Source organism: Ralstonia edaphi (genome assembly GCF_958350185.1).
In the GTDB taxonomy this organism is placed as follows: Bacteria; Pseudomonadota; Gammaproteobacteria; order Burkholderiales; family Burkholderiaceae; genus Ralstonia; species Ralstonia edaphi.
This window is the reverse complement of sequence record NZ_CATWHI010000001.1, coordinates 1-16,613: the sequence shown is the minus strand read 5'-3', so window position 1 is coordinate 16,613 and position 16,613 is coordinate 1. Positions and strand designations below refer to the sequence as shown.

Annotated in this window: 16 protein-coding genes; 8 read left to right on the top strand and 8 right to left on the bottom strand. The window is 63.4% G+C overall.

The genetic code is table 11. From position 1 onward, the window contains the following. Nucleotides 1-150, bottom strand: a complete 150-nt coding sequence (locus R2669_RS00080) for a hypothetical protein (RefSeq protein ID WP_316891004.1) — start codon at nt 148-150, stop codon at nt 1-3. A gap of 11 nt (nt 151-161) precedes the next feature. Here R2669_RS00080 and R2669_RS00075 point away from each other — a divergent pair, with 11 nt between their 5' ends. The 5 genes from R2669_RS00075 to R2669_RS00055 are packed head-to-tail and all read left to right on the top strand — an operon-like array spanning nt 162 to nt 2,795. Beyond that, complete coding sequence (locus R2669_RS00075; RefSeq protein ID WP_316891002.1) at nt 162-287, top strand: hypothetical protein; 126 nt, start codon at nt 162-164, stop codon at nt 285-287. Then, entirely contained in the window at nt 271-465 is a 195-nt protein-coding gene (locus tag R2669_RS00070; protein WP_316891000.1) for an excisionase, read from the top strand. The genes R2669_RS00075 and R2669_RS00070 overlap by 17 nt, the downstream gene beginning before the upstream one ends. Next, nucleotides 465-1,559 carry a tyrosine-type recombinase/integrase gene (locus R2669_RS00065; protein WP_316897814.1) on the top strand — a complete coding sequence of 365 codons (1,095 nt, stop codon included), beginning with the start codon at nt 465-467 and terminating at the stop codon, nt 1,557-1,559. Before R2669_RS00070 ends, R2669_RS00065 begins: the two co-directional genes overlap by 1 nt. A 43-nt stretch (nt 1,560-1,602) precedes the next feature. Continuing rightward, entirely contained in the window at nt 1,603-1,941 is a 339-nt protein-coding gene (gene fdxA / locus R2669_RS00060) for a ferredoxin FdxA (RefSeq protein ID WP_027678878.1), read from the top strand. Nucleotides 1,942-1,973: 32 nt separating this feature from the next. Next, a complete protein-coding gene (locus R2669_RS00055; RefSeq protein ID WP_147218819.1) occupies nt 1,974-2,795 on the top strand; it encodes a crotonase/enoyl-CoA hydratase family protein in 822 nt (273 codons plus the stop codon). 28 nt (nt 2,796-2,823) lie between these two features. Here R2669_RS00055 and R2669_RS00050 read toward each other — a convergent pair whose 3' ends face one another. Beyond that, complete coding sequence (locus R2669_RS00050) at nt 2,824-3,357, bottom strand: Mpo1 family 2-hydroxy fatty acid dioxygenase (RefSeq protein WP_316897813.1); 534 nt, start codon at nt 3,355-3,357, stop codon at nt 2,824-2,826. A gap of 145 nt (nt 3,358-3,502) precedes the next feature. Between R2669_RS00050 and R2669_RS00045 the strand changes: the two genes are divergently transcribed. After that, the gene (locus R2669_RS00045; protein WP_316897811.1) at nt 3,503-4,234 is read left to right on the top strand and encodes a Crp/Fnr family transcriptional regulator; all 732 of its coding nucleotides are present in this window, start codon (nt 3,503-3,505) and stop codon (nt 4,232-4,234) included. 128 nt (nt 4,235-4,362) lie between these two features. Then, on the top strand, nt 4,363-6,465 hold the full coding sequence (gene fusA, locus R2669_RS00040; protein ID WP_009241868.1) for an elongation factor G: 2,103 nt from the start codon (nt 4,363-4,365) through the stop codon (nt 6,463-6,465). 57 nt (nt 6,466-6,522) lie between these two features. Here the strand turns inward: fusA and R2669_RS00035 are convergent, their stop codons facing one another. After that, nucleotides 6,523-7,428, bottom strand: coding sequence for a LysR family transcriptional regulator (locus R2669_RS00035; RefSeq protein ID WP_147218827.1), 906 nt, complete (start codon nt 7,426-7,428; stop codon nt 6,523-6,525). Nucleotides 7,429-7,557: 129 nt separating this feature from the next. On the opposite strand from R2669_RS00035, the gene R2669_RS00030 reads away from it, so the two are divergent. Beyond that, nucleotides 7,558-8,391 (top strand): aldo/keto reductase, encoded by an 834-nt coding sequence (locus R2669_RS00030; protein ID WP_316890992.1) that lies wholly within the window; start codon nt 7,558-7,560, stop codon nt 8,389-8,391. Here the strand turns inward: R2669_RS00030 and R2669_RS00025 are convergent. The 5 genes from R2669_RS00025 to imuA form a co-directional block, all read right to left on the bottom strand. Then, the gene (locus R2669_RS00025; RefSeq protein ID WP_316897809.1) at nt 8,388-9,545 is read right to left on the bottom strand and encodes an SLC13 family permease; all 1,158 of its coding nucleotides are present in this window, start codon (nt 9,543-9,545) and stop codon (nt 8,388-8,390) included. The genes R2669_RS00030 and R2669_RS00025 overlap by 4 nt on opposite strands. A 142-nt stretch (nt 9,546-9,687) precedes the next feature. Next, nucleotides 9,688-10,221 carry a helix-turn-helix domain-containing protein gene (locus R2669_RS00020; protein ID WP_147218832.1) on the bottom strand — a complete coding sequence of 178 codons (534 nt, stop codon included), beginning with the start codon at nt 10,219-10,221 and terminating at the stop codon, nt 9,688-9,690. Nucleotides 10,222-10,747: 526 nt separating this feature from the next. Continuing rightward, on the bottom strand, nt 10,748-13,987 hold the full coding sequence (locus R2669_RS00015; RefSeq protein ID WP_316897807.1) for an error-prone DNA polymerase: 3,240 nt from the start codon (nt 13,985-13,987) through the stop codon (nt 10,748-10,750). Nucleotides 13,988-13,993: 6 nt separating this feature from the next. Continuing rightward, nucleotides 13,994-15,577, bottom strand: coding sequence for a Y-family DNA polymerase (locus R2669_RS00010; RefSeq protein ID WP_316897806.1), 1,584 nt, complete (start codon nt 15,575-15,577; stop codon nt 13,994-13,996). Further along, complete coding sequence (imuA, locus tag R2669_RS00005) at nt 15,510-16,466, bottom strand: translesion DNA synthesis-associated protein ImuA (RefSeq protein ID WP_316897805.1); 957 nt, start codon at nt 16,464-16,466, stop codon at nt 15,510-15,512. Before imuA ends, R2669_RS00010 begins: the two co-directional genes overlap by 68 nt. Nucleotides 16,467-16,613 lie beyond the last annotated feature (147 nt).

Sequence of the window (16,613 nt, the reverse complement as noted above, 5' to 3'; positions counted from 1 at the left end):
CTACGTGAGCCATCGCGCCCACACCTCCGCCCAAGGCTCAGCGAAGGTGCCATATACGCCGAGCCCGACGGCGATGAGAAACCACGCAACTGCGCGGCAGAACCAGATGTCGGCAAGCTGCTCGATACGGGATACGTGACGAATGTCCATACCGGGATGGTATGAACGCCACCACCCATCAACGCGCCGAGCAACAGAATTTCACAGACACATCAGAAGCAGCAGCGCAAATCTTCGAGAGCACGCTGTATGTGGGGAGTGAAGCAAAAAATGAAAGTCAGTCTTGAGAAATGGGCAGCCCGAAACTATGACCCGCCGCCGCACATCGACACGCTCCGCGCGTGGGCGCGCGAGGGCAAGATCTATCCTCCGGCCGAGAAAGTCGGCAAGGCTTACTACGTTGACGAACACGCCGTCTTTTCAAAGGACGCGCGCCGACGCCTTGTCCATCGGATTGCCGCGTAATGGCTGCCCGCCCACGAATCCGCAAGCGCGCCAACTGGCCGGCAAACCTGCACGAGCCGCGCGAGGGCTATTACACGTTTCTCGACCCGCGCGACGGCAAATTGCACGTTCTAGGTCGCATACCGTTGGCACAGGCCATCTTTGAAGCGCACGAGGCAAACGCTGCAATTGCTGCCGCGCCGCGCCGTTCCCTCGTCGAGCAGATTTCTGCGCCCGTAGAAACAGTAGCGGACCTGCTCGACAAGATGCCCTATGACGGCATCTCACAAAGCACGCGCAAGACGTGGCTGACACTTGATAAAGCAATCCGCGCTGCGATCGGCGACGTGCCTTGCCACGATCTAACGACCAAGCAGTGTGCTGCTGTGCTCTTGCCTTACAGAGAGGCAGGCAAAGCCCGCATGGCGCAGTCACTGCGCAGCAGGCTCATCGCCATGTGCACCGAAGGCATGGGCCTTGGGTGGATGGACAAGAACCCAGCGAGCGCTACCAAGCGGGTCGATGTCACCGTCAAGCGTCGCCGTCTGACGCTGGACGAATTTCGGCGGATCTATGAACGCGCACCGGAAGTGTCAGCGTGGCTACAGAACGCAATGCTGCTAGCCCTCGTCTCCGGCCAGGACCGGTCAACAATTCGGAACTGGCTCTTCAGCTACACCCAGGGCGACGCGGTGGTACTGCAACGGTCCAAAACCGCAAAGAAAACCGGCTTACGCATTGCGATTCCGCTCCAGCTGCGTCTTAACGCCATGAACGTGACCCTTGGGGACGTGATCGCCCGATGCCGCTCCACAGGCGTCGTCACCAAGTATTTGATCCACCACATCAGGCCACAGGGCGATGCAAAGCGCGGAGATCCAATCAGGCTGACAAGCATCTCGCAGGCGTTCGCCAAGGCCCGCACACTAGCCGGGATTGGTGGCGAGGATGCCCCCTCATTCCACGAGATCCGATCGCTCTGCAAGCGGGCGTATCTCGAGCAGGGGCTCGTCGATACAAAAACCCTGCTGGGTCACACCTCCGACGAAATGGCCACCCTCTATGCAAACTCGCGGGGCCTGAGCCCTGTCAGAGTTCAGATTGATGCTGCATAATTTTGAACGAATTTTGAACAAGTTTTGAACACCCCGCGTAGTTATGCCATATGTAGTCACCGAATCCTGCATCCAATGCAAATACACCGACTGCGTCGCCGTCTGCCCCATGGACTGCTTCCACGCCGGCCCCAATTTCCTGGTAATCGATCCAGATGAATGCATTGATTGCTCGATCTGCGTGCCGGAGTGCCCGGTGGGCGCAATCTATCCCGCAGCCGAGGTGCCGGCCGATCAGCAGGACTTCATCGCGCTGAACGCACAGCTCTCGCGCCGCGCGGACTGGCCCCGACTGACCAAGGTGCAACCGCCGCTGCCCGATCATGCGCACTGGGCGCAGGTGAAGGACAAGCGCGACGCATTGGTCATCGCTCCCGATTGATTCGACGTTGACCTCACACAGAACACCTCTCCATGACTGACCGCATCCTGCTCAGCATCGACGCCGGCGTGGCTGAAGTCCGGCTCAACCGCCCCGAGAAAATGAACGCCATCGACCCGGCCATGTTCGAAGCGCTCGTCACCGTGGGTGAACGTCTGATGAGCGAGACGGACGTGCGTGCCGTGGTGTTGTCAGGCGAGGGGCGTGCCTTCTGCGCGGGGCTGGACATGGCGAGCATGGCGAGCCTGGGCAGCAGCGATGCAAGTTCCGACCTCAGCGCCGGCCGTCTTGCCAAGCGCACGCATGGCGCGGCCAATCTGCCGCAGTACGCCTGCACGGTGTGGCGCGATCTGCCGGTGCCTGTGCTGGCTGCGGTGCATGGTGTCGCGTACGGGGGCGGATTGCAGATCGCGCTGGGCGCGGATGTGCGGTACGTGACCGCCGACACGCGCCTCTCGATCATGGAAATCAAATGGGGCCTGGTGCCCGACATGGGCGGCATGGCGCTCACGCGCGGCTTGGTCCGCCCGGATCGCCTGCGCGAGCTGATCTACAGCGGCCGCATCGTCAACGGCGAAGAAGCCTCCGCCTTGGGCCTGGCGACGCACGTGGTGGACGATCCGCGCGCGGCGGCGCTGGCGGCGGCGCACGACATTGCCCAGAAGAGTCCCGACGCCATCCGTGCAGGCAAGCGCTTGATGCGCGTTGTGGAAGACGGCGACACCGCTGCCATTCTGCAGGCCGAGTCGGTCGAGCAGGACCGGCTGATCGGCACGCCAAATCAGCGCGAGGCGGTGCTGGCCGGCATGCAGAATCGCGCACCGGTTTTTCAGCCGGCCGCGAAGTCTGAATAGAAATGAGAAATAGCCTGACGCTGGCAGCTCAGGCGGTAGCGTGCTTGACGCCCATCGCGGCTCGCATGGCGTGGGAGCGGCTGACCACCTCGTCGCGCAGCTTGGTGCGCAAACCCAGGGCAAACGCCGTCTCGGCCACGAGGAAGAGCGGGCCGATCACCAGCCCTGCCAGATCATCGACAAACGCCGGCTTGCGCCCTTCGTAGTAGTGGCCGACGAACTGGATGATCCAGCCGATCACGAACAGGCCGATGCCCACTGACAACCAGGCCGCCGTCGAATGCGCGGCGACGTGGCTGCCCACCCAAACGCACGCGGCGATCAGCCCGAACATCACCACGCCGAACATCGCGTCCAAGCGCAGGTAGAACAGCGTCGTCAGCGCCAGCACGATCAGCGCGGGCGTCACGGGCACACCTGACAGCTCTGCCAGCACAGGCCGCGACAGCAACACCGCAACCGCCAGCACGATCGCCGGGATGCCGACAAAGTGCGTGGCGATATTACGGCCGTCCTGGTGGTAGGCGGCGTAGTTGGAAAGATGGTCAGACAGGCTGCGCATGGGGCCTCCGATTTTGTGCGTTTGCAGCATGGACGCTCCAGCCGCACGCTCGTTATGATCGTTTCATCCTAGTCAGTGAACGGCACGCCGCTCTGTCGCGTAGCCGACACATTCGACGTTTCCGAAGCGCCCTTCAGCCGCCCCCATGGACCACCCCGTCGCCGCATCCGGCACGCTGGACGCCCGCTCCTATCGCGAACGCCTGCACGCCAGCAGCTGGTTTGGCACGCTCGCCGCGACCTTGCAGGACGCATTGATCGACATCGCGGCAGTGCGGCGCCTGGGCGCGGGAGAAATCCTCTTTCAGCGTGGCGACGCGCCCGACGGTCTGTACTGCGTGGTGGAAGGCACGATCCGCATCGGCGCCACCAGCGCAGACGGGCGCGAAGCCTTGCTGGCCGTGCTGGAGCCGGTCAACTGGTTTGGCGAGATCGGCGTGTTCGACCGCCAGCCCCGAACGCATGACGCGCGCGCCGACGGTCCTACGACCTTGCTGCATATGCCGCAGGCGGCGCTGATCGCCCTGCTGGATGGCTCGCCCGCGCTGCTGCATGCGTTTGCGCTGCTGCTGACTCACAAGCTGCGCCTGACATTCATCGTGCTGGAGGAAACCGCCCTCCTGCCCGCCCCCGTGCGGGTGGCGCGGCGCCTGCTACTGATGGCGGACGGCTACGGCGACCTGCGCCTGGGCACGCGGCGTGTGCTGCACGTTCCACAGGAGCAGCTTGCACAGTTGCTGTCCCTGTCCCGCCAGACCGTGAACCAGGTTTTGAAGGATTTCGAAGGGCGCGGCATCCTCAAGTTGGCCTACGGAGAAATCGAACTGCTGGACTTTGCGCGCCTGCACCAACTCGGATATGAGATGGCAAGGGGGTGAAATTTCATCCAATACCCCTACATGCGATGGGTTAGGACCGATCCTATAATGTGTTCCCACTCGCACATTCGCCCTTCGCATGGTGCGGAGTCGGCGATGCGAGTGTCCTTCAACGGAAGAGAAACATCATGCCCCGCCAGACCCCCATCGAGCGCTATCGCAACATCGGCATCTCGGCGCACATCGACGCCGGCAAAACCACCACGACCGAGCGCATCCTGTTCTACACCGGGGTCAATCACAAGATAGGCGAGGTGCATGACGGCGCGGCCACGATGGACTGGATGGAGCAGGAGCAGGAGCGCGGCATCACGATCACCTCGGCGGCCACGCACTGCATGTGGCGCGGCATGGCCGGCAACTACCCCGAACACCGCATCAACATCATCGACACTCCGGGCCACGTCGACTTCACCATCGAGGTGGAACGCTCCATGCGCGTGCTCGACGGCGCCTGCATGGTCTATGACTCGGTGGGCGGCGTGCAGCCGCAGTCGGAAACCGTCTGGCGCCAGGCCAACAAGTACAAGGTGCCGCGCATCGCGTTCGTCAACAAGATGGACCGCATCGGTGCGGATTTCTTCCGTGTCGAGCGCCAGATGCGCGAGCGCCTGAAAGGCAACCCGGTGCCGATCCAGATTCCCGTCGGCGCGGAAGACGGCTTCCGCGGCGTGGTCGACCTCGTCAAGATGAAAGAGATCTTGTGGGACGATGCCTCGCAAGGCGTGAAGTTCGAATACACCGACATTGACCCGGCGCTGCTGCCCATCGCGCAGGAATGGCGCGAAAAGATGGTGGAAGCGGCAGCCGAGGCGGATGAGGAACTGCTCAACAAATACCTCGGCGGCGAAGAGCTGACCGAGGAAGAGATCAAGCGCGCCCTGCGCAAACGCACCATTGCCGGTGAAATCCAGCCGATGCTGTGCGGGTCCGCTTTCAAGAACAAGGGCGTGCAGGCCATGCTCGACGCGGTGGTCGATTACCTGCCTTCGCCGGTGGATATTCCCGCCATTGAAGGTCATGGCGAGAAAGATGAGCCGCTGGAGCGCCACCCCAGCGACAGCGAACCGTTCGCCGCGCTTGCCTTCAAGATCATGACCGACCCGTTCGTCGGTCAACTGGCGTTCTTCCGCGTGTACTCCGGCAAGATCAATTCGGGCGATACGGTCTACAACTCGGTCAAGCAGAAGAAGGAACGCCTGGGCCGCATCCTGCAGATGCATGCCAACCAGCGCGAAGAGATCAAGGAAGTGCTGGCCGGTGACATCGCCGCGGCGGTGGGCCTGAAGGATGTAACGACCGGCGAAACGCTGTGCGACCCGGAGCACGTCATCGTGCTGGAGCGCATGGAATTTCCTGAGCCCGTCATCAGCCAGGCTGTCGAGCCCAAGACCAAGGCCGACCAGGAAAAGATGGGCATCGCCCTGAACCGACTGGCGCAGGAAGACCCGTCGTTCCGCGTGAAGACGGACGAGGAATCCGGCCAGACCATCATTTCCGGCATGGGCGAGCTGCACCTGGAAATCCTGGTCGACCGCATGAAGCGCGAGTTCGGCGTGGAAGCGACCGTCGGCAAGCCGCAGGTGGCCTACCGCGAAACCATCAAGAAGGCCGCAGAAGACGTCGAAGGCAAGTTCGTCAAGCAATCGGGCGGCCGCGGCCAGTACGGCCACGCAGTCATCACGCTGGAGCCCAACGACGGCAAGGGCTACGAGTTCGTCGACGAGATCAAGGGCGGCGTGATCCCGCGCGAGTTCATCCCGGCGGTGGACAAGGGCATCCGCGACACGCTCAACACGGGCGTGCTGGCGGGCTATCCGGTGGTGGACGTGAAGGTGCGCCTGACTTTCGGCTCGTACCACGATGTGGACTCGAACGAAAACGCGTTCCGCATGGCCGGCTCGATGGCGTTCAAAGAGGCCATGCGCAAGGCCGGCCCCATCCTGCTGGAACCGATGATGGCCGTGGAAGTGGAAACGCCGGAAGACTACATGGGCAACGTGATCGGCGACCTGTCGTCACGGCGCGGCATGGTGCAAGGCACCGAAGACATTCCGGGCGGCGGCGGCAAGGTCGTGCACGCCGAGGTGCCGCTCGCCGAGATGTTCGGCTACTCCACCAACCTGCGTTCGCTCAGCCAGGGCCGCGCGACGTACACGATGGAGTTCAAGCACTACGCTGAAGCACCGCGCAACGTGTCGGAAGCCGTGATGGCAGCCAAGAAGGTCTGACGTTTTTTTTGCTTGATCCGCTGCGGCCGCCTAGCGCGGCCGCAGTGTTTTTGTGCGCTAGCCCGCGGGCAGATTTTCGACGCAGAAATCGATGAACGCATGCACCTTCGCCGGCAGGTAACGGCGCGACGGATACAGCGCGTACAACGCAAAGCGCTCGTCCGGCCAATCAGGGAACAGGTCGACCAGCTGACCGCTGCGCCGCAACTCTTCCGTACCGAGCGCCATCACCTGGGCGATGCCGGCGCCGGCAACGCATGCCGCGTGCATCGTGCGCACGTCGGACACCATCAACCGCCCGGCAGGCCGGATCTCGATGCGTTCATTCTGGCGCCAGAACTCCCACTCGTACGGACGCCCCGTCACCGGGTTGTAGAACAGGATGCGCTCGTGTGAGGGCACATCGCGCGGATGCGCCGGCTTACCGCGTCGCGCGATGTAATCCGGCGATGCCACCGTCACGATGCGCGTCTCGACCAGCTTGCGGGCCACGAACGAACCCACGGGCGGCGGCCCGAAGCGGATGGCCAGATCAAACCCGTCGGCGACCAGATCGCCGACGTCGTCCCGCATGATCAGTTCAAGCGACAAGTCCGGATGGCGCTCCAGAAAACCGGCCACCGGCGTCGCGAGGGCCATCCGCGAGAAAAACGGATCGACATTCACCCGCAAGCGCCCCTGCACCGCGCCCACCGCACCGGAGGCCATTGCCGCGGCGTCGGCAATGCCCGTCAGGTGTGGGCTGACCTGTTCGTAGAGGCGGCGGCCTTCGTCGGTGAGCGTGAGCGAACGCGTCGTCCGCTCAATCAGGCGCACGCCGATGCGCGCTTCCAAGCGGCTGACGGCGCGACTCACTCCGGACGGTGACAGCCCGAGCGCATCGGCGGCGCGCACGAAGCTGCCGCTTTCCACGACGGCCGCCAGCAGCGTAATGCCGGAAAACAATTGCCCATCGAACGTCATGCAATCCCTTCCCTTCCGCAGCTATTACGGGAGTTTTTTCACGAATGATTTGCATGGTACGCACTTTATTCAAAGATCGGCAATCGGCACCATGGCGTCCATCGTTCATGGCAACCGAAGGAGCCGCGCATGCAACAAGCACTGAAGAGGCAAGGTGTTTCCATTCCCCGACTGGGCCTCGGCACATTCCGTATGGCAAGCAACGTGTGCCAACCCGCCGTCGAGAGCGCGCTGGCGCTCGGTTATCGGCACATCGACACCGCCGCGATGTATGCCAACGAAGACGCTGTCGGCGCGGCCATCGCTGCCTCGGGCCTGCCGCGGGAAGAGGTGTTCGTCACCACCAAGGTCTGGCATGACCAGCTTGCGCCGCGCGCCGTTCCTCTGGCGTTGGAGCAGAGCCTTGCCAAGCTGAAACTCGATTACGTCGACTTGTATCTCGTCCACTGGCCCGCGCCCGGCATGGACATGGCGGCAACGATGGAAGCGATGATGGCGCTGCGTGAAAGCGGCCGCGTGCGGGCGATTGGTGTGTGTAATTTCAACCTGGCGATGCTCAAAACCGCCATCGAAACGATCAGCGCGCCCCTCGCTTGTGTGCAGGTGGAATACCACCCGTTTTTGGACCAATCGGCGCTGCTGAGCTACCTGGGCGGTAAGGGCATTCCGCTGACCGCCTACGCACCACTGGCGCAAGGGCGCGCGGCCGAAGATGCCACGCTGCAGGCGATTGGCCGCAAGCACGGCGCGTCGGCATCACAGGTAGCCATTGCATGGTTGCTGGAGCAGCCTGACGTGATCGCCATCCCCAAGGCCCAGCGGCCTGAAAGCCAGCGGGCAAATCTCGACGCGCTGGGGTTGCGCCTGGACGACGCAGATCGTGCCGCCATTGCTGCCTTGCCCAAAACGTTGCGTTACGTCCAACCGGCCTTTGCGCCGGATTGGGATGCCGTGCCGGCCTAACGCAACCACATCAGCCACGCGTACACGATACCCGCCGCAGCCACTAGAAACGGCATCGAGTACGCGTGAAACACCCACCAGGCACGGCGGTCGCCCAACATGCGCAACGCAATGAGGTTGGCCAGCGAGCCGATGAGCGTGCCGAATCCACCCACGCTGACGGCAAAGGCAATCATCGGCCAGTCGTGCGAATACTCGGCCAGCAGGATCGCCGCCGGCACGTTACTGATGATCTGCGACACTCCGATGCCGGCCCAGTACAGATGCATCGGATTGCTCAACGCCAGTGCATCCAGCGCCTGCCGCACGATGCCAAGCTGCGCCACCAGCCGCAGATCGATGAACATCAGCATGAACACGAGCAGCAGGCCCCAGTCCACCCGCGCCAGCACATAACGCGCGCTGACGAGGTACAGCACGATCAACCCGGCCGCCGCCACCAGCGGGTGGCCCAAATCGGTCAACACCAGAAACGGCACGTACAGCAAGAGCGCGGGCACAAGCAGGCGCTTGTGCAATTCCGCATCGGCGGTTTCGGCATGCAGATGGATTTCGTCCGAGGCAAACGCCAGCCATGTCACCACCAGCAGCAAGACCATCAGCAGCACGACCATCGGCGCCATCTGCCAGACAAACGCACCGAACGACAGCCCCGATTGATGCCACAGGAAGAGGTTCTGCGGGTTGCCGATCGGGGTCAGCGCGGAACCCGCGTTGACCGCCAGCGCCTCGAATATCACCAGCCGCGCCACCGGCAGGCTGGCCACCTGCCGCAAACCGACGGTGAGCGGCACGATCACGAACAACGCCACGTCGTTGGTCAACACGGTCGACAGCGCTGCCGAAGCCGCTACCAGGCTGAGGGCCAGAACACGCTGGCTGCTGACCACTTCGACGAGGCGGCGGCCGAGCAACTGAAGCATGCCGCTGGCCTCAACCGCCTTGGTCAGGATGAGCAAACCGGCCAATGCGGCAATGGTGTGCCAATCAATCAGCGCCGGATATTCGACGATGCGCTGCGGTGCCGCGAGCGTCAGCGCGCCGCAGATCGCCAGCAGGGACCAAAAGAAGACGTCTTGTTTGAGGCTGTGCCAGAACGGCGGGTGTTGGGACACGGCTTGCGCCATGTGCTTGCGTGGCGGATCGCCGTTCATACGAAAGAAAAAGGAAACGTTGGCGCAAAAGCGCACAAACCAGCCGGGCGCGGTTTGCCCGGCCGATTGTAGTGCGACCGCTTCCTGCGCTCAATCGCAAAGCCGGGCGCTTGCGTGCCCGGCCTGTATCGGAACGATCTGTTTACGACTCGCGCGAGCCCGAACCGCCCGGACGATCCGAGCCGCCCGACGAGCCGCCAGCACCGGGGCGGTCCGACGACGTCATGCGCGAGCGATCTTCCGCGTTGCCGCCGGCATGTGGCGCGCCTTGCTGGCCAGCCTGGCTATGCGAGGCACTCGGGTGATAGGCCGACTGCGGATGGCGCTCCGGCCCGCGATACTGGCCTGCCAAGCCATGACCGCCGCCCGTGCCGCCCATCGAGCCGTGCTCTGAGCGCTCATGGCCGGCTTCTGCCCCGCCGCCGGCTTGCGCTGGCTGAGCCGGGTGGTTGGCAATCACGCGCTCAATCTCGGCAACGGCTTCTCGCGGCGCCAGAACGACCTCCAGCCCCAGCGCGCCGGCCACGGCCATCAGCGTCGACAGGCGGGGATCGGCACGACCGGATTCCGCGCGCAAATACGCTTCGCGAGAGATACCGGCCATCTTGGCGACATCTTCCTGTTTGAGCTTGCGCGACTTGCGCAGACTGTGTAACTGCTTGAAAGGCTGTTCCATCTGTTCGCTCCTGCACCTGAGATGGGAAACACCGCCGGGTCTGGACCCGAACGATGGGCTAAAAATATGCGGGTCGGGTGGTTGCACCTTCGTCCGCGGTCATACACAGCACGTCAACGGCGGCGGTCGTCATGTATGCACGCCGTTGCACATGTTTTTGGGGGCCGTCTCCGAGATGTGTTTTCTACAGAGTAGACGTAATTTCGACTGCACCCAATATCGACGCGTGATGAAAGCGCATCTCGTCAACCTTGCTTATGGTGACAAGGCGCCCGCGGGGTCAGTTCCCGCCCAGATGCCGCTTTCTTCGCTTGTCAGGCGCTTTTTGTGACGCCTCAAGCGCAAATCCTTGCATCCGCACCACGTCCCGTCGATCCGCGCTTGCCCTATCCGCCAATTGGAGGGTGCCCGGCGGGAGAGAACCACCGGAGCGTCCTGCCCTGCGGCCGGGCGACTGCGCGTGCCTCTCGTCACGCAATTGCCGTGCCGAAGGTGACGCGGCGGCCAGTTGCCATCAGGCAGAAAATTAATGGAAGTCGCGGCTGGAAGTCGCGAGGCGCCCCAGAAGTGGGGTCAGATCCACCAGATGCTGGGCGACAAGGTGTCGGGTTTCGCGCTCACATTGCCACTTGCCGTAGACGCCCAGCAGTTGGGCGCTCAACACTTCGCGCCGCTGACGCTCGATCAAGTGAGGCCAGAGGATGACGTTGATGGCGCCTGTTTCGTCTTCAATGGAAACGAAGATCGTGCCGTTAGCTGTGCCCGGTCGCTGCCGCACCGTGACAATGCCGCAAGCGCGCGCCAGTTGCCCGTTGCGATAGCCGGCCAGCGTGGCGGCAGTGGCAAAACGCATGCGTTCGAGCCGTGCGCGCAGCAGCCCCACCGGATGGCTCTGCAACGACAACCCCAGGCTGCCGTAATCGGCCATCACCTCTTCACCAAGGGGCGGCGCGGGCAGCACGAGCGGCGCCTCCACCGGACGGGCCTGGCGCAGCAGCGCGTGATCGTGGCCGGGCTCCTGCAGGGCGAGCGTTTGCCAGAGCGCCTGACGACGGTGGCCGGCCAGCGACTTCAGCGCATTGGCTGCGGCCAGCACGTTCAGGTCGTGACGGTCGAGCGCGGCACGATGGGCGAGATCCTCCACACTGGTAAATGGCGCCTGGGCGCGAGCCGCTTCGATGCGCTCGGCAGCCGGCTTGCGCATGCCGCGAATGCGATTCAACCCGAGGCGGATATCGGGCTGCACCAAGCCATTCTCACCGACCTCGCCATCCGCGCTGAGATGCAGCGTGCTGTCCCAAACGCTGGCCGTCACGTCCGCCGGCAGCACGCGCACATGGCTGCGCCGCGCCTCCTGCACCAACTGCGACGGTGAATAGAACCCCATCGGCTGACTGTTGAGCAACGCCGCAAAAAACGCCGCCGGCTCGTGGCATTTCAGGAAGCTACTGACGTAGGCCAGCTTGGCAAAGCCTGCCGCGTGGCTTTCGGGGAAGCCGTACTCAGCAAAACCTTCCATCTGTTTGCATAGCGCTTCGACAAAAGCAGGGTCGTAGCCCCTCTTCTCGACCATCGCATGCACCAGGCGCTCCTGATGCTGCGTGAGATTGCCCTTGCGCTTCCAGGCGGCCATGTCGCGGCGCAGGCGGTCTGCGTCATCTGGAGTGAAATCGCCGGCCTTCATGGCGATCTCCATCACCTGCTCCTGGAAGATCGGCACACCCAACGTGCGTTCGAGCACGGCTTTCACCTCGGGGCCGGGATAGGTCACACAATCGGTGTTGCCATTGCGCTTCGCCTCGCGTCGCTGCAGATACGGATGCACCATGCCGCCCTGGATCGGCCCAGGCCTCACGATGGCCACCTGGATCACTAGGTCGTAATACTCGCGCGGACGCAGACGCGGCAGCATCGATTGCTGCGCGCGCGATTCGATCTGGAACACGCCGATGGTCTCGGCGCGGCAGATCATGTCGTAGGTTTTCTCGTCGTCATCGCGCAGGTTCTGCATGGCGAGCTTGGCCGTCGCGCCGTAGTGCTCGCGCCGTCCGGGCAACGCATCCACCATATCGAGCGTGCGGCGAATGGCCGTCAGCATGCCCAGGGCCAGCACGTCCACCTTCAGCAGGCGCAGCGATTCAAGATCATCTTTATCCCACTGGATGACGCGGCGGTTTTCCATCGCGGCGTTCTCGATCGGCACTAGGCGCGAAAGCTTGCCCTGCGCAATCACGAACCCGCCCACGTGCTGCGACAGATGGCGCGGAAAACCACGCAACTGATCCACCAACTGCGCCCAGCGCAGCACCAACGGCGATTCCGGGTCCAGCCCCTGCTGGCCTGCGCGCTGGGCAAATTCCTTGCGGCTGTCCCACCACGCCTGCCCCTTGGCCACCTGTTCGATGATGCCCAGGTCGATGCCCAACGCGCGGCCGACGTCACGCAGTGCGCTACGCGTGCGGTAGGTGATGAGCGCAGCTGCCAGCGCGGTGCGTGTCACACCGTATTTTTTGTAGATGTACTGGATGACCTCTTCGCGACGCTGATGCTCGAAATCGACGTCGATGTCGGGCGGCTCATTGCGCGCCCGCGAAAGAAAGCGTGCGAACAGTGTGTTGCCGCTGTCCGGATTCACCTCGGTAATCCCCAGGCAGTAGCACACCGCCGAGTTGGCCGCCGAGCCGCGCCCCTGGCAGAGAATCCCCTCGTTGCGCGCAAACTTCACCACGTCATAGACGGTCAGGAAGAACGGCTCGTAGCCCAGCTCGGCAATCAGTCCGAGTTCCTCCTGAATCTGCTCGCGCACCTTTTTCGATACGCCTTTGGGATAGCGTCGTGCGGCACCAGCGAGCGTTTCGGCGTGCAGGTATTTCGCCGGTGTCATGCCTTCCGGCACAACTTCGCTTGGATATTCGTATTCGATCTCGTCGAGAGAAAAATTGCACAACGCCGCCAGCTCCACCGTCCGACGCAGGATCTTTTTGCCACGCTCGCCTTGATAGAGGTAGGAGAGTTGAACGCGCGTGCGCATCGCCTGTTCAGCGCTGGGCGCAAGTTCCAAACCACACTCGGAAAGCGGCTTGGACAAACGGATGGCGGTCAGCACGTCGTGCAGCGGCTTGCGTTGGCGCGTGTGCATTTGCACACCGCCGGTCGCTACCATGGGCACATCGGTCTGCTCCGATACCGCCGCGACCGTGCCGCGATGGCGGTCATCCGCGTGCCGCAGCGGCAACTCCAGCGCAATCGATAGCCGATCACCGAACACGCGCTGGCACCACCACGCTTGAGCCAGCAGTTGCTGCGGATCAGGATCGTAATCAGGCAATAGAATCGCCAGACAATCGGGCACGCCGCGCAGGTGGGCAAGGTCCCCCTCGGGCGCGGCCAAATCGTCAGCCAGCAAGCGGTACTGGCCTTTGGGCGCGGCCAGCCGCGCATGGGTGATGATCTCGCTCAGGTTGCCGTAACCTTCGATGTTCTGCGCCAGCAGCACCAGCCGCAGCCAGGGTTCGCCATCGGCATTGCGCACCGTAAAGCGGCTGCCGATGATGAGCTTCAGCTCATACTCCTTGGAGGCAACAAGCGCTCGCGCGGTGCCGGCTACAGAGCATTCGTCGGTCAGAGCCAGCGCTTGATAACCGTACAACTTGGCGCGCTCCACCAGTTCGTGCGGATGCGATGCGCCGGTCAGGAACGTGAAATTGCTGATGCAATGCAGCTCGGCATAGTCAGGCAGCGTGGGAAGTAGCGTGGCCGAAGTCATGACTGCTTAGCCGAACAAACCGTGGAGATACCAGCGGGCGTCTTCGTCTCTCGTGTTGGCCTGGCCTGCGGAAACGCGCTCGCGATACACCCAATAACGCTCGCCTTTTCCTCCTTCGGCGATGAAGTAATCGCGCTTGATGAGATCGTCGTCCCACCAGCCGGATTCAATGCGCTCGGGCATCGACACCAGCCGCAACCGCCCGCGGTAATACGGATAGTGCTGACGTGTCAGCAGCGGGATCGGCTTCTCCAGCAGCCACAGCGGCCGCTCGGGCTGCTGCGCGTGCCATTGCGCCAATGCCTGTCGCGCAGCGGCACGGCTCTGCGCGGTGGTCGCGGCATTCACCTCGACCCAATGGTTGGCTCGCTCAGGGCGATGGTCGGCACATGGCTGCGGGTGACGCACGTTCTCGGCACCCAGCCGGGCGATCAGCGTGTCGATCAGGCGCGCAGCGTCTTCAGCGCGACCACCGGGCTCGGGAAACAGGGATTCCGTGGGCGGCGCGAGCGGCGTGGCATCAGTCACCGTCAAGCGCAGTTCGACCACCGGAGCGATCAGCGTGAGCCGATGCACGCGCTCGTGCAGTACCCGCGACAAGTGCGCCAGCGTGCGAACGGGTTGTGCCAGAGCGATCTCCACTGGCGTGGAGGAGGCGGCATCTTCACTGCTCCGGCCGCGCCGGCGTTCGTGCTCCAGCGTGAGTCGGTACGTCTTGGCGCCCAACTGAAGCGCCGACAGCCAGCCGACTAGCTGCAACAACAATTGCTCCGAGGCTGCCAGCACACCTTCCGCGTTGTCGATGCGTCCTGGCAATTCCAACGACACATCAAAGCGCAACGGCGCGGTAAACCAGGTGAAACTTTCGTGCCCGTTGCCATAAGCTGCGTCAAGCGTATCCACCAGCAACGGCCCACAGCGCCGCCGCAGGCCGCTACGTGGTAACTCCCGCAAATCAGCCAGCGTGCGGCAGCCGAGGCCTTCAAGCCAATCGGGCCGCGTAAGACACGCCACCGCATCGATCGGCAATTGATCGAGCAACGTCGACAACCGCTCCTGCCGCACCGCCCTCCGCACGCGCGCCTGGCGGGCTGCCGTGCGACGACGGCCACGTATCGGTGCCGACTGCGCACTGGCAAGCCATGCCGCACCGCGTGCCGTCGGCCCAGTGCCAAGCTGCGGTATGGCGCCCAACCGAACCGCGCAATACTTCACTGCCCGACACAGCGCGCGATGCCCACCAAACAGGCGCAAGCTGGCCTCGACCTCCAACAAGACAGTCGCCTCATCCACCACATCCAACGTGACATGCGGCGTGAATGCCAGCAATGCGAGCGCCAGCGATTGCACCAACCGTGCCTCGGCCGCCCTGTCACGATCAAGCTGTATAGCGTGCGGTACGAGTGCCTGGGCACCCGCCCGACGCAAGCCTGCATGCACGCCTTCGCGCATCGCCAAGCGGTTGGCCGACACCACGCGTTCCTGCTCCAGCACCACCACTGGCAAAGGCAGCGCGGCCGGGTCAGACCACTGGGGTCGAAGCGCGTCGAGTGGGAGACGGGGCAAGTGCACCGCGATCCAGAACGGCATGATCGGGAGGGTTTTGATCGGGAGCGTCCGACAAAGCGTCGAGCGCAACTGAAGACGAAGGAGACGAAAGCGCGGCCAGCAATTTCGCTGTGGCTGGATCCATGATGAAGGGCTCGACGGGCGGCACAGGCAACGGAGGCACGGAGGCGCGACCGGCCCGAAGCGGATCCGCCAACGGCAGCAGCAATGGAGATTCACGCAACGGCCCGCGCCGCTTATGAAAAAGGATGGACAGGGCATCGGCGCCAGCCGGCTCCAGCCCCAGCCGCAGCACCGCCGGCGACGATTCACGCTGCGCCTGGGACGGTCGAAACACCCAGATGGCACTCTCTCCTGCCTGGGCCAGCACTTGCAGCCTGCGCAACTCTCCTTGGCGCGCCCGGTTCAGCCAGATCAGCACACCACCGAAAGCCTTGCTGCGCAGAACCTGCTCGGCGGCCCACAGAAGATCAGCCGGCTTGTCAGCACGCACCCAGACGATTTGTTCAGGAGAGAAATCCCACCCCACCAACCTCACTGCATTCGGCAGATGCGGTGGAGCAATCAGCGCAATGCGCCCTGCGCCCGTGCATAGCGTAGACAATGCCGGACGCAGCAACCGGCATTCACCAATACCGGATTGCGGACACAACAGCTCGGTCAGTCCACCGAGAGGCCAGCCTCCACCGGGCAACTCGACATTCAGTGAGTCATACCCCGTGGCGAGAACGCGCCCGTCGCCGCGCGCCAGACGGCCTGCGCTCCACAGCGCAGGATGCAGCGTTTCCGGCAATGGCACCGTTGAGGCTTTCGGCACGGGCGAACGCAACTCAGACACCGCGCGCCCAGCGCGGACGGGACATTCCGCCACATCTTCGGCGATGAAAAGAGACGGGGACAACGCAAACATGGAAACGCCAAGGCAAGCCGATGGATACTGTATGAATATACAGTATCACAACTTCTTGGATTTGCCCCCGCATCTCCGGACACCGCCTCACACTTGAGTTGATGATTCCGTCCTGCGCCTGAACTCGCGTGGCGAGCGATATTTCAG